This is a genomic window from Maridesulfovibrio bastinii DSM 16055 (genome assembly GCF_000429985.1).
Taxonomy (GTDB): Bacteria; Desulfobacterota; Desulfovibrionia; order Desulfovibrionales; family Desulfovibrionaceae; genus Maridesulfovibrio; species Maridesulfovibrio bastinii.
In genome coordinates this window covers 13479-33107 of the sequence record NZ_KE387016.1, presented here as the reverse complement: position 1 = coordinate 33107, position 19629 = coordinate 13479, and the positions used below count along the sequence as shown (strand labels likewise).

The window sequence follows — 19629 nt, the reverse complement described above, 5'->3', positions numbered from 1 at the left end:
AGGGGATAAAGCACAAAGCATACCAACTTGGTAACTAATATTTTCCAAGTATCGCTTTAAATTCGGAAGATTTTAAAAGAATATCTTTTAACAGTGCATGCCCTCTGGCAAACGGCAACCCGTTTATTTCAAAAGGATTGATAAAAAAACCATCCGAGGCTTCATACATTTCAGGCTTTTTATACCCGCCTGAAAAGGTGCAGTACCTGCAAAACATTTCTACATGATAGTTTTCAAAGGAATAGCATATCCCCGGCGCAACTCCTAAAATTTTAACAGGGACACCGGTTTCCTCTATGTATTCTCTTGCCAGAGCCTGCTCGACAATTTCACCTTTTTCAATTGATCCTCCGGGAAATTCCCACTTTCCACCCCAGAGATCATTATCCAGCCTCTTTTGAATATACACTTTGCCGGAATAAACAAAAATTCCGGTTGCCATTTTTATATTTATTCTTTCACTCAATTCAAAAAACTCCCGAAAAGATGCATCTGTGAACAAAAAAATTCATCGTTTACTGTCAGCAGGTTCAAATAACTCTTTTTTCCTTTTATCAAAAACCACGGCAGCCCTGAAAGCAGACAAAGCCAGAGCCAGAATACTCATAATTATGATAAGGCCTTTTTGAAATTCCCACTTCTGCTGAATAATTATATCAATGATGAAATTAGAACCCATGCTTTTGGCGTAGTAGGCAAGCAAAGGCACACATAAAAGGGCCAGCCCTAAAAATATTACTTCCAGCCAGATAAAAGTTCGTCCGAGAAGCATTACAAAAAGAGTGCTGTCACGTACGACCCTCAATGTGACAAGCCTACTTTTCAATTTTTGAAGCCTGTCATCTATTTCATCAAGATATTTCTGCGTCTTCCTGAATGTTTCAGCAACTTTCAGATGCTGAGACTTTATCCAGTTGATTTTTTCTGCGCAATAGTTGAAATCCTTATTAAAATCAGTGAGAAGTTTGGGAAAAGGGAACCATGAGGCTTCACCCTGAATTTCTTTCAACCTTTCAAAATAAATTTCTACCTTTTTATTGATGACCCTGATTTCATAATCAACGCGCTTCTCAATTTCATCAGTTAGTCTGGCAACACCGGTAATCAACTGCTGAAAAGCAACATAGTTGTTTACTTTTGTCAGTTGATCCATGCGTTCCATGAAGTTTGAAGCTTCGTCCGCAAATTCATGACCTTCAGTAAACCACTGGGAAATATCCGAAGAGAGCTTTCCAAGGCCCTCGGCAACCGCTTTAGCTTCGGTTTCAGCCTCGCGCCAGAGATCACTCAAAGCTTGAAGCACCACAATCCTTCCGCGATCCATTTCAGGGTCAATTAGAATCCTGTTGAAATACAGAGGTTCTTCCCGGATAAGGTCTTCAAAGGATCCGACGGCCTGCTCGGCAAAGCCCATTTTAACCATACAGACACAACGCCTGTACTGCGGTTCAAGCCAGTTGGGACTTGTCCCGCCGATACGTTTATATATGGTGCTGGCCTCATTAAGCTGGCCAGTCACTTCAAACAGGCGTCCCTGTAAAAACATCAGATAAGACTGCTGCAAAGGTGAATAACTTAGTCTTTCAGCTTCCTGCCAGTAAAACATAGCCTGCTGGTCATCCCCCTGTTCCAGAGAAATAAAGCCCATCAAAGAACGCGGCTGATAACTGCGGCTGTAGCGAAGCATTGCCCTTTTCACCAGAGATTCGGCATTTTCGAGATCACCGTTCTTCAAAAAATCTACAGCAGTCCATATAAATTCACCTTCTTCCGGACCGCTGGTGAAAATTCCTTTGGGCCAGTCCTTGCCCCTACTCTTCCAGACAAGTTTCAAGATTCTGAGCTGGGCAACCGCATTTATGGCGAACAATGACCGGACCAAAATATTTTCAAGATCATTTCCCTTTAAAAGCAGGTCACTGAACCCTTTAAGAGGATTATCCATTGAGCTGATCTTTAAATCAATATTCTGAAAACCGCTGGTAAAATCCTTAACATCAACTACTGCAAGATTTTTCCAGATCTTTCCACGGTAATTAGCCAGAGATTTACTCGGGCATTCCGCAGGAAGATGATTTTTCATCCCGCAATAAAAGCATTCATCATTTTCACCGACAGCTATGCGTCTTGATATTGTAACTTCGAGTCCAGCTCCTGCTGTTTCAGTATGTTCCTGCGAAAGGCTGACCATGCACCACGAATCAAGACTTTCCTGATCGGATCCGAAACGGACTTCATTGATTACAAAATCTTTTCCTAAAAGGTATGCATCACGATATTTAAGATGCGGGCTGTCAGGAGTAAGTTTATCCCAGTCCAGATTGGCTTTTCTGGGAATTTCATCGTTAAAATTGAGCCCCTTTCCAGGAATAAGAGCCATTACAGACGGCCAGTAGCAGACCTCTTCACCTTCATTGTTGCGAACTCTTTTAATAAGAACCAACAAATCCTTAAGATATGTTTTTAAAAGAGTCAGCGAAGAAATAGGAAAAATAACGGTGAGGTCGGAAGTCATGTATTGCAGTCCAAGACGCTGCAACAGTACCTGAATTTCCGAAAAGAATGCCCGCCAGCCCCTGATAAATTCTTTATCAGAAGGATTACCTACTGGAATTATTACAAAATACCAGCTCTGAAGGGATTCATATCCCAGCCCCTGATCCGCATCCAGCAGCATCCATCCTGATTTGGAAAGCCCGCTGTGATGTCTGGCTGTCTCCAGTGAAAGCCCCGGTATGCTTTTCACAGTATCCTGAAACTGCGGGTGCACATAAATTTCAAGATCATCACCGGTATTAACCGACTGTCCGGAAAATTCATCAGCTATTTTTATGGTAGTATGAAGGTTGTAATCAACCAGAAGAGTAAGGGGGATGACCTGAAAAAAAACAGGCATAGGGTTGAGCTTGGACCAGATCTGGAGTCTGGCCAGCACTCTGAAAACATCGTCAGTGAAATAATACCACAATGCTTCATTGCGGTCTTCACTCATCAAAATTCCACCAAAATCCATCAGACTCCTGTAAACAGAGTCGTCTAGGGAATCAGACCACACCACCCACAGACCGAAACCTCTATTTACCATTCGTGAATGGCTGACAGTGGGAAATTTTTCTAATAAGGTATCAATCTCAAACAAACCTTCAACTCCTTTTGAGGGAGAATATTATGGACATTTCAAAAAAAATAGCTGAGTTGAAACAAGATCCTGAATTTGCAAAAAATGTCGGTATGATCTTAACTCATAACGGGATAATCCGTGGCTGGTCACGCGGTACAAAAGCCGAAGTTACAGCAGTCGAAATAACCGTGGACCATGAAAAGATCGAACAATTCCGTAAGGAATATGAAAAAATGCCCGGCATATATAAAATTGTTGTTGAACCGATAGGCGGACTCCTTAAAGTCGGAGATGACGCACTGTTCATCATTGTTGCCGGAGACATCCGTGAAAACGTTAAAGAATGCCTCTCGCAGATACTTGACAAAATTAAGTCAGAAGGACTCTCCAAAAAAGAGATCATGGCTTAATATAAAACTTATATATTAAAATATGGTAAAAGCACATACCGCAGTGCCGGGCTTCCCGTTATATCAACCGGAAAGCCCGGCACTGAAATTTTTAATCACAAATCAGAATTTAAAAACTCCAGCAGCTCGGAAGGTTCAGATTCAGGGTTCTCTTTAATTTCAGTAACAAGCTCTGAAACCTTAAGCGCATATTCATCACGCCCTCTCTTGAAGCACCCTCCGCAAAAGTAACCCAGTTTACGCTCAATCTCCTGACTAACTGCTTCAAATTCAGAAACAGAAAGGTCAGTCTTTTTTAAAAGTTTAAGCAGAGCATATATCCTGTAGATATCCGGAAACAATACTTTGGATGTAAGCTGATCCTCACGCCCTCCATTTCTAACAGTCAGTTCCTTGTCAATAAGTCCTATCGGATAATACCTGCAAATATTTATCCAAAAATCAAAATCCTCATAAGCAGGCATAAGTTCATCAAATGGTCCGAATTTATCCCATATTTCTCTACTGAAAACAGTACAGGATGGGCTTATAAGGCAGGTCTGCAACGAATTGTCAAAAATCCGACCCTCAATCTTTCTATTACGTTTTCCTTTTTTTACTTTTTTACCATTCCTAAACCATGCTTCATCGGTCTGGCTTATCTCGTATCCGTTTTCAGCCATATATTCCAATTGAATATCCAATTTATCAGGCAACCATGTGTCATCTGAATCCAGCAGAGCAATATACTCGCCGTCAGCTTTGGATATGGCTCTGTTCCTTGCTGAGGAAACGCCTCCGTTAGCGCCGGAAAAGACTTTCAATCTTGGATCTGAAATTGAATCGACGGCTTCACGGGAAGCATCAGTTGAGCCATCATCAAAAACTATGCATTCAAGATTACTGAAACTTTGATCAAGAACAGAAGAAACCGCATTGATTACCATTTCTTCCCTATTGTAAACTGGTATAATAACTGAAACCTTCATCTTACTCTTGCCTTCAACTGAACTCACTGTCATATTTGCCTGGTTAGGTAGTTATCAAAATCAAAACTTATATAGAGAAACTTTAGCAACCGAAAGGTTATACGGATGAAAATTTTTCAGGTTATCAATGTCCGCTGGTTCAATGCGACTTCGTGGTATGCCCTATATCTGAGCCAGTTGTTACAGGATGCCGGACATGATGTGCTGGTAATAACTCTGGCTGATACAGAAACGGAAGCCAAAGCTCTTGAAATGGGACTCAATGTAAAAACTATTGATCTCAATACCACTCATCCGTTTAAACTTGCACGAGCCTGCGCGCAAGTGCTCTCACTTGTCAGAGATCTTAAGCCAGATGTGGTTAATTGTCACCGCGGAGAGAGTTTCTTCTGGTGGGCTATTTTGCGCAAACTGCGTCTGGGATTTAAACTTGTCAGAACCCGTGGAGACCAGCGTCTCCCTAAAAACGATATAATCAACCGCTACCTGCATTCAAAAGTTGCCGATGCTGTTGTTGCCACCAACAAGCGTATGGCCGGACACTTTCTGGAAAAAATGAAACTGGACCAAAGCAGAGTCTGGCTCATACATGGTGGAGTTGATAATGCCCGATTCACTTTCTCCGAAAATGGACGAAAAGAAATCCGGGAAAAATTCGGCTTTACGGACCAGCACAGCGTCATAGGCTTGCTTGGACGCTTTGACAGGGTAAAAGGCCAAAAGGAACTTATTCAGGCTGTTGGCAAAATATACAACGATTACGGATATAAAGATATCAGACTTTTGCTGCTTGGATATCCCACGGCAACAAGTAAGCGGGAAGTGGACATCTGGATAGAAGAAAACAACGTAAAAGAGATCACCGCCATCAGTGGTAAATGCACCGATGTCTCAGCGTGCATCTCAGCTCTGGATATAGGAGTGATAGCTTCTTTATGGTCTGAAACCATTGCCAGAGCAGCTCTTGAAATAATGGCCTGTGACAGGCCTCTTATTTCAACAACAGTAGGAGTCATGCCTGATCTTGTTCCTCAATCAGCATTGATACCTCCCGGTGACGTTCCGGCTATGACCGTAAAACTGCTTGATGTGCTCAACGATCCGGCTCTTGCCGAAGAGCTTGTAAAAAAGCAGAAAAAAACTATGTCCCAGCTTTCGGGCAAAGATTTTCTGACCAGAACCCTTACTCTGTATACCGGAATACAGGATAAATAAGCTGCCTGATTATTCAGGTCCGAAAGTTGCCCTTACACCTTCGAGCTGATCAGAAACCTCCAGAATGGTTCGCGCATAATAGGTTGAGTGGTTATAGCGATAGACAACCTTCAGTTTGCGCTTTCGGCTCAGGTTGTTATTCCAGCCATGCTTTTTTAGAAAATTAGCCATACTTGCAAGGGCGTCCGGCTTATTGAAAAGATCCACTCTTCCGTCATTATCTCCGTCTACTCCGTAGCTTATCGCTGTAGTGGGCATAAATTGACATATCCCGAAGGCTCCATAAGCTGAACCCGGAATCTCAACAGGGTTTATGGAATTATCATGCGAAAATTGAAGTAGAGCCAGAAGTTCTCTGTAAGCCCAGTCCGACTTTTCTTTGGTCCTTTTTTGCAGCCATTCCATATCATTTTTTGATAATTTTTTCTGAGAAATGTCATCAAAAAACAGATTCAAATCATCAGCCGCAGCCATGTTTGCAAGGTTGTTAAGTGCCGGTTTCTTGCCAAGCGTAAACCCCAGCCTTGTTTCGACAAGCAGCAAAGAGACAAGAACACTTGGCTGGACACCATATTTCTTATCAATTTCCTGTAAGTATGAGTAATTTTCTCTTAAAAAGGCATAGGCTCCAGCTAAAAGAACAGGTCCGACATAACGTTTATCGTAACTGGCATCTTTTACTTTGCGTTCTGCCGGAGGAGTTTTACGCCTGGTCAGTAATGCTCCGATCTTTCTGGACATGACTCCAGAATCAAACTTGAGAGAAGCCGCAGAAAAGACAGTATCCACATACTCTCTGTTAAGCCCGTCTGTTACAAGACGATCCTTGAGTATATTCCATCTGGCATCAGAAGCTGCTACCGGATTCACAAAAACAATCGTCATCAGTAACAGAAAAAAAGAATTTTTAACCAATCCTGATTTTAGCAAAAGACCTCCATCTAAAGCCTATTAAGCGGTATGTTTGCCATTCTCTCCTCAAAATCATCATCAATATTATCAGCATATTCCTTAAGTTCATAATGCTTGCCGCAGACCCTGCAGCGCAAATCAACCTTTCCTCAACCCCGTGAAGCAAGTAATTCCCCGCCACAGGATTCACAGATCATTGTTGTTTCTTTTGCAGGACTGAAACTGCAACTGTTCATATCATATTTCATAGCAATAAAGTTTATCCGGATGCACCGAAAATGTTAATGTTATATAAATAAGAAAAGGCCGGATTCCCGTGAGGATTCCGGCCATAACTTCAAAATGCCGCAAGAGCTAATTTGTTTTCAATGACGGATTTTTCACGCCCATGGCAACATAAAGCCTTGCTAAAGCAACCTGATAGTCGGCTAGAGCCTGAATTAATTCAGCCTCACTACCACTCAATCTGGATTGAGCATTCAATACTTCGTTGTTAGTGCTGACCTGAGCCTGATATCTGGCCATAGCCATTCTATAACCTTCACGTCCGGCTTCAACTGATTTTCTGCCTACACCGATACGGTCCGCAGCGGCCTTAAGGCTCAAAAGGTTATCTTTTATTTCGTACGAAGCTTCCAATCTTGTATTTTCAAAGTCAGCTTTGATTTTCTTAACCTGCTCTTTGGCTCTTTTAACATCGTAATAAGTACTTCCCCAGCTGAAAACATTCCAGTTTACAGTTGCGCCGGCTGACCAGCTTTCCGGGTTTTTAGTGTACCTGTTTGTGTCTGTTAAAGGATCACCGCCGGCCCGGTTGTAATCAAAATCTGCTGAGACATGAGGATAATAGTCACTTTCTGAGATATCAACATCTTCTTCAGCAACTTTTATTGATTTTTTGGCAATGCGTAAATCGGGGCGGTCTTTATCCGCAGTGCTGATGCAATCATCAAGCGAACGGGAGAACGGAAGATATGTAAGTTCTCCACTATAGTTGATGTTCTCATCTATCGGCAGATTTAAAAGGGTATTCAGCCTTGCATGCCTTGATGAAACATCATTCTGCGATTTCAACAAATCCTGCTGAGCTGAAGCCAGCTCGACCTCTGCCTGAAGCACGTCTACTCTAGGACGAAGACCAACCTGATAAAAAGCTTCAATAACTTTTAGCTGGGATTCAAGACGGGCAACAGAATCCTGTTTACTCTTAACATCCATGCGTCCCTGAAGCAGAGTCAGAAAAGAAGTCTGAATTTCCTGAATAAGTGACAGTTCAGCCTGATAAAGCCTTGCTTCATCCTGCTCACGCTGGATTTTAGCTTTCTGGTAATTGGAAAGGAGGTTGAAACCGGTAAAAATAGGCTGGGAAATATTTATACCCATGCTCCATTTATCCTGATAATCCGAGTTGACTCCCATAAGCTTAGGCTGTTTATTCTGGTGACGATAGCCATAGCTCATGTCAACTGAAGCCCCGAAATTACCACGGGCTGATTTTACATTACTATCTGAAGACAACAGCTGTCTGCGGGCTGAAACTATTGTAGGATTCTGCCTGAGACCTATCTGGACACATTTTTCCAAAGTCAGAATGCGTGTAGCTTTCTCTTCATCAGGAGTAACCGCCTGAGGAACTTGAGCTGTCGCATTCGAAATACTGACTGTAGAAACGTCAGCGGTGGAATTGGAAGCAGTTTGTGCAGATGATACTGTGGGCAGACAAATTAAACCAAGCATCAGCAGAATAGCCAGATAACTATATTTCATATGAATTTCCTAAATTGATGAACTCTATCTTCAGTGATTGTAACAAACCTGTTCATATATAGAGTGTACTGCCAATGTTATCAAGGGCAAATTTAATTATTGATTACATGCTTATTACAAAAGCTGCCCACAATCAGACTGATCCCCGCGTAATTTTTCAACAGCATGCTTAAGAGCCGGGATAACAGCTTCAAGCCCTTCACGCACTGCTTTAGGACTGCCCGGTAAATTGATTATTATACTTTCTCCCAGTACCCCGGCAACTGCACGGGAAATCATCGCATGCGGAGTTTTTTCAAGACTTGCAGCAGTCACAGCCCTTTCAAAACCCGGCAGCCGCTTATCTATAACAGCAAGAGTCGCATCCGGTGAAACATCTCTCGGGCCGACTCCTGTTCCGCCGGTTGTAATGATCAGATCATAACTTTCAGTAAGGGCCAGACGTGTTATCAGCGCCCGCAACATATTGTAGTCATCAGGAAGTATAAATCCATGAACAACCGAGGTATCAAAAGTCGAATCAAGCATATCACCTATCAGCGGTCCGGCTTTATCCTCACGTTCACCGCGTGAGCCTTTATCACTTAAAGTTACCCACGCTACACTGAGTCCTGATTTTGCAATATCAACATCAATGCTCATGCCAAGTGGAAGACTGCTGACAACTTCCGCCACCCAATAAAATGAAGAAGGCTTACCGGGATTAAACCCTGAAGATAAAATTTTTAGGAAGCATACTCCGTCACGGATGAAACATTCGCCTGCCTTGAGATTTACACAGGGCTGTTCCACAATGACAGAATCAGCAGCTGTCTTATCCGCTCCATCACACCGGATAATAACCCTGCCGCCTATTTCATAATTAAGATCAGCTGGAAAACGTACTTTTACCATGTCTTAACTCCAGAGTAGTTTTTGTATCAGGTAATATCAGGCCAGCAAAACAGCAAGTATTCCTGTAATAAAAATTCCGTCAAAAGTCCCTGCTCCACCGATTGAAACCACTGGGGCATCAATCATTCCGCGGGACGAAGGGGAAGCCAGATGCATAAGGTCCGCTCCGATAAGAGTACCGAGGCTGCCCGCAATATATGCGGTATGGGCTGATATGGCTGACGGTACAAAAATTAAAGCGGCAATAGCTGTAACCAATGGTGGAATAAGCACCGGAATAGCTATTCCCACACCGGATACTGGTCTTGATAATTTATAGCAGACCAAACTTACAATAATAAGACAAAGCACCATTCCCGGATTAAATCCAACTTTGGAAAGCAGAGAGAGAGAAAGCACTACCGGGATTATACATCCTCCAAAATTAACCGCTACCACCTGATGCACGAGTTCAGGCTCTTCTATACCCGCACCCAGAAGGTCTCTGCGTCTGAAAAAATAATTACGTGAACTGAAATTGCGTACAAGCATCTCTGAGCGGTATACTGGTATATTGATACCACTGCCCAAAAGCGTTGCTATCAGCAATGCAAAAACCTGAAACGGGGTCAATCCAAGCTTGGCAAAAGCAACGGTAACTATACCTACCTGTACAAAGATAAAAAGAAATAATATCAGGACAAAAAATATTATGCCCAGAAACATTGCAGAAGGCAGACTGAATAAAGGTCCTCGCATTTTATCTCCTGAGTTATCGTGATAACTGTTAATTCAACATTGAATAAAATTTTTAACCGAGATAGTCCCACGCTAATAAAAAATATTGAAGCTGTCAGTTCAAAAAGCTAAGAAGATGAAGCGTTGTTTGTTAAATAATAAAACAATAAGGAATATATAATGAAAGGAATAATCCTTGCCGGTGGCTCCGGAACCCGTCTTTACCCGCTGACTAGAGTTGTCAGCAAACAGTTACTGCCTGTTTATGACAAGCCGATGATTTATTATCCTCTTTCAGTACTCATGCTTGCCGGTATCAAAGACATCTTAATTATATCCACACCTCAGGATCTGCCGCGTTTCGAGGATCTTCTTGGTGACGGTTCCCAGCTTGGAATAAATCTTTCATACAGAGTGCAGCCTGAACCAAAAGGATTGGGTGAGGCTTTTATCATCGGGGAAGATTTTATCGGTGATGACTCAGTATGCCTTGTTCTGGGCGATAATATATTTCACGGTCAGGATCTTAGCACCATGCTCCAGCGTTCGGCTAAAATCGAACAAGGCGGTATTGTCTTTGCCTATGCGGTACGCGACCCGAGAAGATATGGTGTTGTTGAATTCGATAAAAATAAAAATGTTAAAAGCATTGAAGAAAAGCCGGAGACCCCTAAATCTAAATACGCTGTAACAGGCTTGTATTTTTATGATAATTCAGTTTTAGAGATAGCCAAAAATCTTAAACCCTCAGCCCGTGGTGAACTTGAGATAACAGATATCAACAAGGAATATCTCAAACGCGGCAAGCTGAAAGTGGAACTGATGGGCCGCGGCTATGCATGGCTTGATATGGGAACCCATGAATCACTGCTCCGTTCTGCCGGATATGTAGAAGCTATTCAGGAAAGACAGGGCTTCCTGCTGGCCTGCATAGAAGAAATAGCCTTCAGAATGGGTTACATAACCGCTGAGCAGCTAAAAAATCTGGCTTCGGATATGCTTAAAAATGAATACGGCAAATATCTGATGGCAGTATATAAAGAAGAAACAGCTTAAAAGCGCAGATAAAAGAAAAGCGGCATCAATTCTGATGCCGCTAAAAAATAAACATTCCCATACACAATACGGGAATAATCGGGGTGTCTAGTGATGGCCTTCGTTCTTACCCTGCTGGATTCTGTAAAGAGCCATACAGATCATCCATACAAAATAAATACCGATAAGAGAAACACCGACAAAACCAGCAGTGCTGCTGTGGCCCATGCCTGTTAATAATTCACTAATCATGCCCTCAAACCTCCATAAAATTTCGCCCAGTTTCACAAAAAATCGTTCTATTCATTCCTTCAAACCTGAATAATGTCAAGATATAGTTTGACTTTAACTATTGACAAACTCTGACGTGCTGATAAAAATTTAATATAAAAGTAACAGAATATACAATTTTTATATTCAATAATAAGCTCAGGCAGGCAATAACTATGACCAGTGACAACCACAATATAGAATCCAAATCAGATTCTGGTTTTCTGGACAAGTTGAAGAGCAAGCTTGACCGTATGCTTGGAAGAAAGGATTCTGAAGAGCACATCACCCTGACTTTAAAAAATGAAAATAAAAGTGCGGCAACAAGAAGGTCATTCAGGGTAAGTGTTTCAAATATGCACATTGTTTGTCGCAACCCTCGGGTCAAATGTAAAATATCGGACATCTGTGCAGATGGCGTCGGTTTTATCAGCAGCAGAGAATTTGAGATAGGCTCAATTATTGAGGCAGTTCTGCTCTGGTCTGGAAAACCGGTACTTAAAAATGTAAAAATAAAAGTAGTCCGCCAGAATAAAAATATAGTCGGATGCAGCTTCATTGATCTGAATAAAAAGCAGGATGTAACTCTCAGTAAAATAGTCCTTGCTGCCCAAAAAAAAGCCATCAAGCCGGGTTCCGGAAAAAAAACAGCAGTACACTCCGCACAGGACTTTGAAAAAAAGAAACCTATCAAACTCTAATTCAGTTACGGCCCACAGTTAGATTAATCTGATACTCCACTTATTTTTCTTTCCAATAATGTTTTAAGCTTAGAGAGGTTTTTATGAAAATCGTTATTCTTGACGGCTACACCACCAATCCCGGTGACAACCCCTGGACATCTCTTGAAAGTCTGGGAGAGCTGGAAGTTTATGACCGCACACCAGAAGATCTTATCGTAGAGCGTTCTAAAAATGCCGACATAATTTTTGCAAATAAAGCGGTTCTCTCGGCTGAAGTTCTTAAACAGCTTCCACAGCTCAAATTTATTTGTGTTCTTGCAACCGGATACAATATAATTGATCTGCAAACAGCTAATGAAATGGGTATTGTTGTATCCAACGTGCCCGGTTATTCTCCTCCGGCTGTTTCGCAGCATGTTTTTGCACTTATTCTGGAATTTTATTGCCGTGTAGGAGAACACGATCAGGACGTCAAAAATGGAAAATGGGCACAGTCACAGGATTTCTGCTTCTGGAACAGCCCCCTCTTTGAATTGAAAGACAAAACTCTTGGCATAATCGGTTTCGGGGATATCGGTCATCAGGTTGCCAGACTTGGAAATGCTTTTGGAATGAATGTTCTCGCGTATGCTCCAAGACCTAAACCAATGCCTGATTTTGAACCCTTTGCTTTTGCAGACCTTGAAGATGTTTTTGCCCAAAGTGACATTGTCTCTCTGCACTGCCCGCTGACCGCTGAAAACCGTCATTTTATCGACAAATCATTATTGAAAAAAATGAAGCCAGAGGCCATTTTAATCAATACTGCAAGGGGACCTCTTATAAATGAGCATGACCTTGCTAAAGCACTGTCCGACAAAATAATTGCTGGAGCCGGTCTTGATGTGGCTGAAGTTGAGCCTATGCCTGCCGACAATCCACTTCTCAAAGCACCAAATACAATTATAACTCCACATATTGCCTGGGCTACAATAGAAGCCAGAAAAAGGCTGACTGCGATAGCGGTTAAAAATGCTAAAGCATTTATAGCCGGCACACCTGAAAATGTGGTCAATTCACCTAAAAAATAAAATATATCCCCGATGCTGGCAAAACCGTATCGGGGATATCATTTATACATGGCAGCCTAACTGCAAAAATCCTGAATAGTTGAAATCAGATCCGCTTTTTTAACAGGTTTTGTCAAAAATAAATCACATCCGCTTTTATATGCTTTTTCCCTGTTTTCAGCCATAACGTGGGCTGTAACAGCAATTATCGGGGTTCTTTCTTTACCGTTCTCAGCTTCATATTTTCTAATCTGTTCGGTTGCCTGATAGCCGTCTGTAACCGGCATCTCAATATCCATGAGTACCAGATCATATTTTCCCATTAAAAATTTATCCACGGCCTCCTTACCATCGTTTGCGACATCTATTTCATAAGGAAGCTTTTTCAAAAAAAGCTGAACCAGCAAAACATTATTTTCACTGTCTTCAGCCAAAAGAATTTTCAATGGGCGAACATTATCAGTTTGTATTTCAGATTCAGATAACCCCATAATTTACCCCAGTCACACGTGTTTCATTTAGCATTAGCAACTATAATTATTTTTAATATAATTAAATTCAATATTACACAAGCAATCCATACTTTCACAAGAATAGACTAAAAAATCATCCTTTGAAAAGTATCAAAGGATGATTTTTTGAACATTATTATTTTTAACCAAAAGATCTGACTTTCTCAGCAAACAGCTCCAGATCATTTTGATCACCATCTTTGTAATCTTCAGGATAAAGCAGTGCGGACATAAAAAAGACACTGTCTATACCAAGAGCTGAAGACGCGCTTGAAGAAAACCTTTCAAGCCGTTTTAAAACCTTATCGACTTTTTCAAATCCTGATTCCTTACAGAAATCTGCTCCGTCTTTTGCCAGCGTAGACAGAAGCATGGTTTTCTCCCGCATGAGCCTGCGGTATTTTTCTTCATCCTTAACAGTGTAGAGAGCATTCTCAGCCTGAGCTTCAATTTCCCTTACAGCTTCGGCTTTAGCATCAAGCCAGTCTGCGATTTTAGAATATTTTTCCTGCAAGTAATTTCTCCATTTTTCTTAAGTTTTAACACAACATTATTTCTCCAGAGAAATAAAATCAAGCAGGTTTGACAAAACAGTTAGATAGAACCGCACATAGAACGATAATTTCCACATTCAATTTTATTAATGAAGGGGCAGGGGCTGGTCATAAACCACTTTTTACGGGGACACCAGAATCTGTCCTTGAAGGGTTCGTTGCAACCGCTGGTATACAATTTTTTTCTGCGTATATCACCGATTGAAAGATATCTGCCGTCAGTTCTGATTTCGATAAGTGCCATTTAGCACCTCCCGCGGTTAAGCAGCCGTTGCGACCGGTCCTCCTTGAAAAATTTACTTGTGAAACAATAATCTGCCGAGTCAAAATATATTATGCAATTAACAGACCGAAAATCAGCGATTATGATAATTACAAAGCTTCATTGGGCTGGACATATTTGCAGAATGAATTTACCCATGATCATTAAAAGTTGCGTAAATGGATAACAATCCTAAACTGAATATATAACGGTTACCTTATTTTCAAGGAGAACACTTTGCCTATACTCTCCGCCAGTGTCGGACTCACCCGCTACAGGGTTGTGGAAGAAGTTCCGGATTCACTTATCAGGGAAATCCCCGAACTGCTAAGCAAATTCGCTTTTAAGGATATTGACCACACCGCCGAGGAACGCTCATTCGGATGGGTTAACTTTGATGATATGCTTGATGACAAATGGAGTGTATCACCGCCGGAAAAAGGACAGTATTTTACCTTTTCCCTGCGACTGGACACCAGAAGAATTCAGCCTGCAGTCCTTAAAAAACACCTTCAAATTGCTCTTAACCATGAAATGGCCGAAGCCAAAAAAGAAGGTAAAAATTTCATTTCCCGTGATAGGAAAAGAGAAATTAAAGATCAGGTAACACTGAAACTCCGGGCCAGAAGCCTGCCGATTCCTGCTGTTTTTGATGTTGTCTGGAATGTTCCTGAAAACAGGCTTTATCTTGCAACAACAAATGCAAAGATAATGGATATGTTTGAAGAATATTTCGACAATACATTCCAGCTGAATCTGGAACCGCTTACTCCGTTTTTCCTTGCTATGGATAAACTTGGGGAAGAAGCAGTTCAAAAACTTGAATCACTTGATCCGACAATTTTCGTCGGTTAGCAGACCGGAGCATATATAATGGACCTTTTATTACTGGCAGAAAGGGAAAATACCCTGATTGGGCAGGACTTCCTCACATGGCTCTGGTTCAAGAGCGAAATTGTTAACGGTATGTTCGAAACTGCTGATGGCGAAAAATTCATGCTCTACCTTGAGCATCGTATTTCCGTGCAGGGCGGCGACGGAGAAAATGTTGACACCGCAACTGTGAGCGCAGCAAGCGGAAATATGTCTGAAGCTCTCCAGGGACTGAAAACAGGAAAAAAAGTCACCCGTGCCCAGATCAAAATGGAGATAGACGAAAACCTCTGGCAGACTCAGGTTAAAGCCGAAGACTTTACCTTCAGCGGTTTGAAAACTCCTAAAGTTGAAATGAAGACTGAAGAAGGTGATGATCCTGACGGTAAATTCTTAGAAAAAATATACCTCATTGAAAAATGTATCGCACTTTTCGATGCGGTTTTTCTTGAATTCATAAAGTTGAGAATCAGTCCGGAATGGAAAGATGAAGTCTCTAAGTTCAGAAGCTGGCTCAGAAGTATTGAGGAATAATGAATGATTCGTTTTGCAGCTTTTGGAGACAGCCTGACTGAAGGTTACGGGCTCCCTATTTACAGTTCTTTTCCTTCATATCTGGAAAGATGCCTGCTTGAAGGCGGACATAATGTAGAAATGTTGAATTTCGGTGTTTCAGGAGAGACTTCGGCAGACGGTCTTCTACGGCTTCCCGAAGTCCTTTCAACCGCACCTGATGCCGTTTATATTGAATTCGGAGCTAACGACTGTTTTCAATTCGTGAATCCTGCTGAGACTGAAGAAAATCTCGGCAGGATGATTGAAGCATTTCAAAAAAATGGAAGCAGCGTTTTACTGCTCGGGTATAATCCTCTTGATTTTATTCCCAAAACCTTTGCTAAAGAATTTACAGTAATTTTTGAACGAGTTGCCGGGAAATATAAAATACCATTCCATCCGGACCTGATGCAGGGACTATACGGCCAGCCGAATCTTCTCTTATCAGATGGTGTTCATCCTTCAGAAGAAGGCGTCAGGGCTATGGTTGAAAACCTGTATCCTCTCTTTGAAGAGCTGCTCACAGGCTTAAATAAAAGGTAATTTAAAATCCACTTTACCTTTGTCATCAATCATCAAATTCTTTACGCATTTTAAGTATCAAAAAACCTGCAACAGCCCCTGCCCCGAGAAGGATAAGTACAATTGTCCAATCAGCCCGGCCTCGGGTAAGCCCTGTCTGCAATAGATGTCCACCGGCTGTCAGAAAAACCGTCTCAGGTAAAATACACAAAAGACTCAGCAGGATATAAGGGATATATCCCACAGACGTTACCGCCCATAAATAATTTACTACCGGGTAAGGCAATATGGGAACCACCCTGCTGAGAGCCAGAATTTTTAACGGGTGGTCACGGCTCAATTCTTCAATTTTTGTAAAATAATGAGAACGGCTGTAGCGTGTAATTATTCTCTCCCGCAAAATTTTTCGTCCCAGCAAAAAAGCCAGAGAGCTTCCCGCAGCCATCCCTGCAAGGCTTATAATTATTCCCTTGAATGTTCCAAACAATAGCCCTGCGGCAATTGTAAAAATGGTCTGCGGAACAACCAGCACCAATGCAACGGTATTGCATAAGACAAAAAATACCGGAGCAAGAGTTCCCCAGCCATCAACATAACTGACTAGACCGGACAGATGATTCTCACCATATTTCCCTGCAAGAAACGAAAACAGAACTAAAGCGGCCATGAATAGCAGTGCGTTTATTATTTCTTTGTGCTCGAAATGATTTTTCATATTTACGCCTTCATCTCTTCACTTAATAAATTAAATATCCTACCTTACGGCCTTGATAAAAATTGATAATCACCTACGGGCAACATTAATATTCTAAAATATCAACATTTAAGCAACAGAATACAAAATAAAAACGGGATCAATAAATGCAGTACGAATTAAAGCTAATGAATACCCTCTCAGGCGTAGGCTGCTTTGCTGCCGCACCAGGACCAAATCTCAGCTTTACTGAAGTTCTTCAGCATCTTGAAGAGCATCCTTTTGACGAATTTATGCACCGCCACATGCTGGAAATGCTCGGCAACCACCGTCAGCGCAAAATAGAAAAGCTGATTAACGAAGCCAGAGGTAATGACGATAAAAAAGTTCTCGCGGCTCTGCTGTTTGAAGCATGTCTTACCCACATGCGACTAAAAAAACTTCTTCCCATAATGGAAAAAGATTTTGACGCAGCTGAGCTCTCCAGATTCAGCCCTACCCTGCATTTAAGATCATACTTACTAAAAGATCAGCCAATCCATAACAAATGGATTTCCATGTTCAATAATAATATGGAATGTCATGCCCCGTTGCAGATTGAAAATGAGATTGGTCCCAGACCTGAATTTGCTGATGATGCTTTTCAAAAAATCAGCCATACAGCTGAGGAGATCAGAGCCTCACTGAAAAAAGAGAATCTTCTTCCAGCTCCTTTAACGCGCCGTCCTCTTGAAGAGACATATAACGAAGCAATTGCAAAGCTTGAAGCACTGGATATTTTTGCCGGTCCTGAAATGCGCCACAAAGCCTGCCTCAGCCCCAACTCAATACTGCGGCACTGGATGGTCAAGACCAGAACGGATTCAGGATCATTCAATAACAGTCTTAGAGGGCTTCAAACAAGCTATGGCCGAGGTTTCAGCCTTGAGCAGGCCAGAACATCCTGTGCGATGGAAGTTGTTGAAAGAGTAAGCTCATACGCAAGTATAGCTAAAACAGGAATTCAGAATAGAAAAACTCCACAACCGCTGGTGCATGGCTCATATCCGGAAGTAGCAAAAGAGGCCGTAGCGCTTGATCCTGATACAATACCTCTTGAAGCTCCTTACGAAGATCAGCCGCTGTGGTGGATGCCTGCCCAGAAACGTGAGCAGAACGGGCTTACAGATGCTCTTGTTCCTGTGCAGCACGTTTTTCTGTTCAATAATCTGGACGAACAAAACCTTTTCAGCGGACTCAGCTCAACCGGTCTTGCTTCCGGCAATACCGTAGAAGAGGCTCGACTGAGCGGAATTCTGGAAGTTTTAGAAAGAGATAGTGATGCGACGGTTCCTTTTGATATCAACAAATGTTTCCGTATCAGCACTAACGATTCTGAAATAGATAAATTCCTCTTTGATCTGGAAACCACAGGTACTCAGGTCTGGTTTCAGGATATGACTTCTGAGCTTGGAGTCCCCTGTTATCGCTGCTTCGCTGTTGGGAGACTTGGTGATGTTAACAGAGGAGGAGGATGTAATCTTAATGGTAAAAAAGCATTGCTCTCAGCGCTGACAGAAACGCCCTACCCTTACCCCGGACCACCGACAACCCGCCGGCCTAAAGACCTTCCAATCAGAAAGCTTGAAGAACTTCCCGATTACTCCACTGGAGGAGCTAATGGCGACCTTATGGTTCTTGAAAATCTGCTGCTGAGCAATGGCTTGTCACCATACTACGCTGATCTTACCCGTAAAGATCTGGAGTTTCCGGTTACCCGAGCTATTATTCCCGGATTGGAAATTGTTTCTGATATGGACAAATTCTCAAGAGTCAGCCCAAGGCTCTATCGCAACTATTTAGAGATGATAAGCAATAATTAATTGCTAAAGACTGTTGACGGCAAAGCTTCAACAGTATATTAAGTCGACTTCCGTGCCCGGATGGCGGAACTGGCAGACGCAAGGGACTTAAAATCCCTCGGCCCTCGGGCTGTGCGGGTTCAATTCCCGCTCTGGGCACCATGAAGAATTTAAGGGTTTACGACTATTTCATAAGATTAGTTGTAAACCCTTTTTCTATGGCAAAGCCTATTCTGCCCCACTTAAAATGGGTCTACACCAAACAAAGGGGCGCAAGGCCTAATGATCAAATTTCCAGCAGTTGATTCTTGTCTCGAGACATAACACTACTAGTAATTTAACAACTTCTCTCGCACTCAGCAGTGTCCCTATTAATCCTTGCATAATCAATTAAGATTCAGATATGTTCGCATTCAAAAGGATAAACCTATGAATGATGAAATTATTATTGATCTCGGCAGGATGTTTAATGAAACAGCTAAGCTTGATGATATAAAAGTATATTGCAAAGAAGCTGAAAAAATGGCTGGAAAAGGAAACAATATAATACTAACTGGCCGTGCGCCGATCTGGATGTATTTATCCATTGCGCATCACCTGCACGGTTTTGCTAGATCATTATCTTATGACTCTCCGGTGACGGGAATTGTGCCTATTTTTAATCATGACCCAAGGTAGGAGGAGAGTTTGGTGAACTCCAGTAACTCATTTATTTCTAAGATCAAAAATAAGTATATTTATTACTATAATACTTTTATCAGCTGGCCATCAATTT

The 19629-nt window shown here is 41.9% G+C and carries 23 protein-coding genes and 1 tRNA gene; 11 read left to right on the top strand and 13 right to left on the bottom strand.

All coding sequences use genetic code 11. The features are described from left to right. Positions 1-34: 34 nt before the first annotated feature. Positions 35-466: an NUDIX domain-containing protein gene (locus G496_RS0117580; protein WP_027180421.1), complete on the bottom strand. Its 432-nt coding sequence runs from the start codon at positions 464-466 to the stop codon at positions 35-37. 42 nt (positions 467-508) lie between these two features. Further along, positions 509-3139, bottom strand: coding sequence for a tetratricopeptide repeat protein (locus G496_RS0117575; RefSeq protein WP_027180420.1), 2631 nt, complete (start codon positions 3137-3139; stop codon positions 509-511). 29 nt (positions 3140-3168) lie between these two features. On the opposite strand from G496_RS0117575, the gene G496_RS0117570 reads away from it, so the two are divergent. Continuing rightward, positions 3169-3531 carry a molybdenum cofactor biosynthesis protein MoaE gene (locus G496_RS0117570; RefSeq protein ID WP_027180419.1) on the top strand — a complete coding sequence of 121 codons (363 nt, stop codon included), beginning with the start codon at positions 3169-3171 and terminating at the stop codon, positions 3529-3531. A 95-nt stretch (positions 3532-3626) separates the two neighbouring features. Here the strand turns inward: G496_RS0117570 and G496_RS20255 are convergent, their stop codons facing one another. Beyond that, complete coding sequence (locus G496_RS20255; protein WP_051295138.1) at positions 3627-4532, bottom strand: glycosyltransferase family 2 protein; 906 nt, start codon at positions 4530-4532, stop codon at positions 3627-3629. Between the two features lie 72 nt (positions 4533-4604). Between G496_RS20255 and G496_RS0117560 the strand changes: the two genes are divergently transcribed. After that, positions 4605-5714, top strand: coding sequence for a glycosyltransferase family 4 protein (locus G496_RS0117560; RefSeq protein ID WP_027180418.1), 1110 nt, complete (start codon positions 4605-4607; stop codon positions 5712-5714). Between the two features lie 9 nt (positions 5715-5723). On the opposite strand, the gene G496_RS0117555 is transcribed toward G496_RS0117560, so the two are convergent. The 5 genes from G496_RS0117555 to G496_RS0117535 form a co-directional block, all read right to left on the bottom strand. Continuing rightward, the gene (locus tag G496_RS0117555; protein ID WP_034633815.1) at positions 5724-6644 is read right to left on the bottom strand and encodes a lytic murein transglycosylase; all 921 of its coding nucleotides are present in this window, start codon (positions 6642-6644) and stop codon (positions 5724-5726) included. Between the two features lie 11 nt (positions 6645-6655). Next, positions 6656-6874 (bottom strand): dual CXXC motif small (seleno)protein, encoded by a 219-nt coding sequence (locus G496_RS21650; protein ID WP_425411677.1) that lies wholly within the window; start codon positions 6872-6874, stop codon positions 6656-6658. Positions 6875-6980: 106 nt separating this feature from the next. Then, entirely contained in the window at positions 6981-8393 is a 1413-nt protein-coding gene (locus tag G496_RS0117545; RefSeq protein ID WP_027180416.1) for a TolC family protein, read from the bottom strand. 114 nt (positions 8394-8507) lie between these two features. Further along, positions 8508-9287: a MogA/MoaB family molybdenum cofactor biosynthesis protein gene (locus G496_RS0117540; protein ID WP_027180415.1), complete on the bottom strand. Its 780-nt coding sequence runs from the start codon at positions 9285-9287 to the stop codon at positions 8508-8510. Positions 9288-9323: 36 nt separating this feature from the next. After that, the gene (locus G496_RS0117535) at positions 9324-10025 is read right to left on the bottom strand and encodes a DUF1614 domain-containing protein (protein ID WP_034633813.1); all 702 of its coding nucleotides are present in this window, start codon (positions 10023-10025) and stop codon (positions 9324-9326) included. Positions 10026-10184: 159 nt separating this feature from the next. Between G496_RS0117535 and rfbA the strand changes: the two genes are divergently transcribed. Beyond that, the gene (rfbA, locus tag G496_RS0117530) at positions 10185-11060 is read left to right on the top strand and encodes a glucose-1-phosphate thymidylyltransferase RfbA (RefSeq protein ID WP_027180413.1); all 876 of its coding nucleotides are present in this window, start codon (positions 10185-10187) and stop codon (positions 11058-11060) included. Between the two features lie 87 nt (positions 11061-11147). On the opposite strand, the gene G496_RS21315 is transcribed toward rfbA, so the two are convergent. After that, the gene (locus tag G496_RS21315) at positions 11148-11291 is read right to left on the bottom strand and encodes a hypothetical protein (RefSeq protein WP_169725777.1); all 144 of its coding nucleotides are present in this window, start codon (positions 11289-11291) and stop codon (positions 11148-11150) included. 194 nt (positions 11292-11485) lie between these two features. Here G496_RS21315 and G496_RS20250 point away from each other — a divergent pair, with 194 nt between their 5' ends. Further along, complete coding sequence (locus tag G496_RS20250; RefSeq protein WP_051295137.1) at positions 11486-12010, top strand: PilZ domain-containing protein; 525 nt, start codon at positions 11486-11488, stop codon at positions 12008-12010. Between the two features lie 83 nt (positions 12011-12093). Continuing rightward, on the top strand, positions 12094-13062 hold the full coding sequence (locus G496_RS0117515) for a D-2-hydroxyacid dehydrogenase (RefSeq protein WP_027180412.1): 969 nt from the start codon (positions 12094-12096) through the stop codon (positions 13060-13062). 56 nt (positions 13063-13118) lie between these two features. Here G496_RS0117515 and G496_RS20245 read toward each other — a convergent pair whose 3' ends face one another. The 3 genes from G496_RS20245 to G496_RS0117500 all read right to left on the bottom strand — a co-directional run bounded on the left by G496_RS20245 (position 13119) and on the right by G496_RS0117500 (position 14351). Further along, complete coding sequence (locus G496_RS20245; RefSeq protein ID WP_051295136.1) at positions 13119-13532, bottom strand: response regulator; 414 nt, start codon at positions 13530-13532, stop codon at positions 13119-13121. A gap of 163 nt (positions 13533-13695) precedes the next feature. Beyond that, entirely contained in the window at positions 13696-14067 is a 372-nt protein-coding gene (locus G496_RS0117505; RefSeq protein ID WP_027180411.1) for a hypothetical protein, read from the bottom strand. An 80-nt stretch (positions 14068-14147) separates the two neighbouring features. Then, the gene (locus G496_RS0117500) at positions 14148-14351 is read right to left on the bottom strand and encodes a hypothetical protein (RefSeq protein WP_027180410.1); all 204 of its coding nucleotides are present in this window, start codon (positions 14349-14351) and stop codon (positions 14148-14150) included. A 255-nt stretch (positions 14352-14606) separates the two neighbouring features. Here G496_RS0117500 and G496_RS0117495 point away from each other — a divergent pair, with 255 nt between their 5' ends. The 3 genes from G496_RS0117495 to G496_RS0117485 are packed head-to-tail and all read left to right on the top strand — an operon-like array spanning position 14607 to position 16340. After that, entirely contained in the window at positions 14607-15224 is a 618-nt protein-coding gene (locus tag G496_RS0117495) for a recombination-associated protein RdgC (protein ID WP_027180409.1), read from the top strand. A gap of 18 nt (positions 15225-15242) precedes the next feature. Next, positions 15243-15776, top strand: coding sequence for a hypothetical protein (locus G496_RS0117490; RefSeq protein ID WP_027180408.1), 534 nt, complete (start codon positions 15243-15245; stop codon positions 15774-15776). Positions 15777-15779: 3 nt separating this feature from the next. Then, the gene (locus G496_RS0117485; protein ID WP_027180407.1) at positions 15780-16340 is read left to right on the top strand and encodes an arylesterase; all 561 of its coding nucleotides are present in this window, start codon (positions 15780-15782) and stop codon (positions 16338-16340) included. A 25-nt stretch (positions 16341-16365) separates the two neighbouring features. Here the strand turns inward: G496_RS0117485 and G496_RS0117480 are convergent, their stop codons facing one another. Continuing rightward, positions 16366-17034, bottom strand: coding sequence for a TVP38/TMEM64 family protein (locus G496_RS0117480; RefSeq protein ID WP_027180406.1), 669 nt, complete (start codon positions 17032-17034; stop codon positions 16366-16368). A 146-nt stretch (positions 17035-17180) separates the two neighbouring features. Here G496_RS0117480 and G496_RS0117475 point away from each other — a divergent pair, with 146 nt between their 5' ends. The 3 genes from G496_RS0117475 (at position 17181) to G496_RS0117465 (ending at position 19532) form a co-directional block, all read left to right on the top strand. Continuing rightward, positions 17181-18875 (top strand): YcaO-like family protein, encoded by a 1695-nt coding sequence (locus G496_RS0117475; RefSeq protein WP_027180405.1) that lies wholly within the window; start codon positions 17181-17183, stop codon positions 18873-18875. A gap of 54 nt (positions 18876-18929) precedes the next feature. Then, positions 18930-19016, top strand: a tRNA-Leu gene (locus G496_RS0117470). Between the two features lie 267 nt (positions 19017-19283). Continuing rightward, positions 19284-19532 (top strand): CRISPR-associated protein Csx3, encoded by a 249-nt coding sequence (locus G496_RS0117465; protein ID WP_027180404.1) that lies wholly within the window; start codon positions 19284-19286, stop codon positions 19530-19532. The last annotated feature ends 97 nt before the right edge of the window (positions 19533-19629 follow it).

Bases quoted from the DNA above. Each gene is read 5' to 3' on its own strand.
- G496_RS0117570 (WP_027180419.1), top strand. From the start codon at position 3,169: ATGGACATTTCAAAAAAAATAGCTGAGTTGAAACAAGATCCTGAATTT.
- G496_RS20255 (WP_051295138.1), bottom strand. From the start codon at position 4,532: ATGACAGTGAGTTCAGTTGAAGGCAAGAGTAAGATGAAGGTTTCAGTT.
- G496_RS0117560 (WP_027180418.1), top strand. From the start codon at position 4,605: ATGAAAATTTTTCAGGTTATCAATGTCCGCTGGTTCAATGCGACTTCG.
- G496_RS0117545 (WP_027180416.1), bottom strand. From the start codon at position 8,393: ATGAAATATAGTTATCTGGCTATTCTGCTGATGCTTGGTTTAATTTGT.
- G496_RS0117540 (WP_027180415.1), bottom strand. From the start codon at position 9,287: ATGGTAAAAGTACGTTTTCCAGCTGATCTTAATTATGAAATAGGCGGC.
- G496_RS0117535 (WP_034633813.1), bottom strand. From the start codon at position 10,025: ATGCGAGGACCTTTATTCAGTCTGCCTTCTGCAATGTTTCTGGGCATA.
- rfbA (WP_027180413.1), top strand. From the start codon at position 10,185: ATGAAAGGAATAATCCTTGCCGGTGGCTCCGGAACCCGTCTTTACCCG.
- G496_RS21315 (WP_169725777.1), bottom strand. From the start codon at position 11,291: ATGATTAGTGAATTATTAACAGGCATGGGCCACAGCAGCACTGCTGGT.
- G496_RS20250 (WP_051295137.1), top strand. From the start codon at position 11,486: ATGACCAGTGACAACCACAATATAGAATCCAAATCAGATTCTGGTTTT.
- G496_RS0117515 (WP_027180412.1), top strand. From the start codon at position 12,094: ATGAAAATCGTTATTCTTGACGGCTACACCACCAATCCCGGTGACAAC.
- G496_RS20245 (WP_051295136.1), bottom strand. From the start codon at position 13,532: ATGGGGTTATCTGAATCTGAAATACAAACTGATAATGTTCGCCCATTG.
- G496_RS0117500 (WP_027180410.1), bottom strand. From the start codon at position 14,351: ATGGCACTTATCGAAATCAGAACTGACGGCAGATATCTTTCAATCGGT.
- G496_RS0117490 (WP_027180408.1), top strand. From the start codon at position 15,243: ATGGACCTTTTATTACTGGCAGAAAGGGAAAATACCCTGATTGGGCAG.
- G496_RS0117485 (WP_027180407.1), top strand. From the start codon at position 15,780: ATGATTCGTTTTGCAGCTTTTGGAGACAGCCTGACTGAAGGTTACGGG.
- G496_RS0117480 (WP_027180406.1), bottom strand. From the start codon at position 17,034: ATGAAAAATCATTTCGAGCACAAAGAAATAATAAACGCACTGCTATTC.
- G496_RS0117475 (WP_027180405.1), top strand. From the start codon at position 17,181: ATGCAGTACGAATTAAAGCTAATGAATACCCTCTCAGGCGTAGGCTGC.
- G496_RS0117465 (WP_027180404.1), top strand. From the start codon at position 19,284: ATGAATGATGAAATTATTATTGATCTCGGCAGGATGTTTAATGAAACA.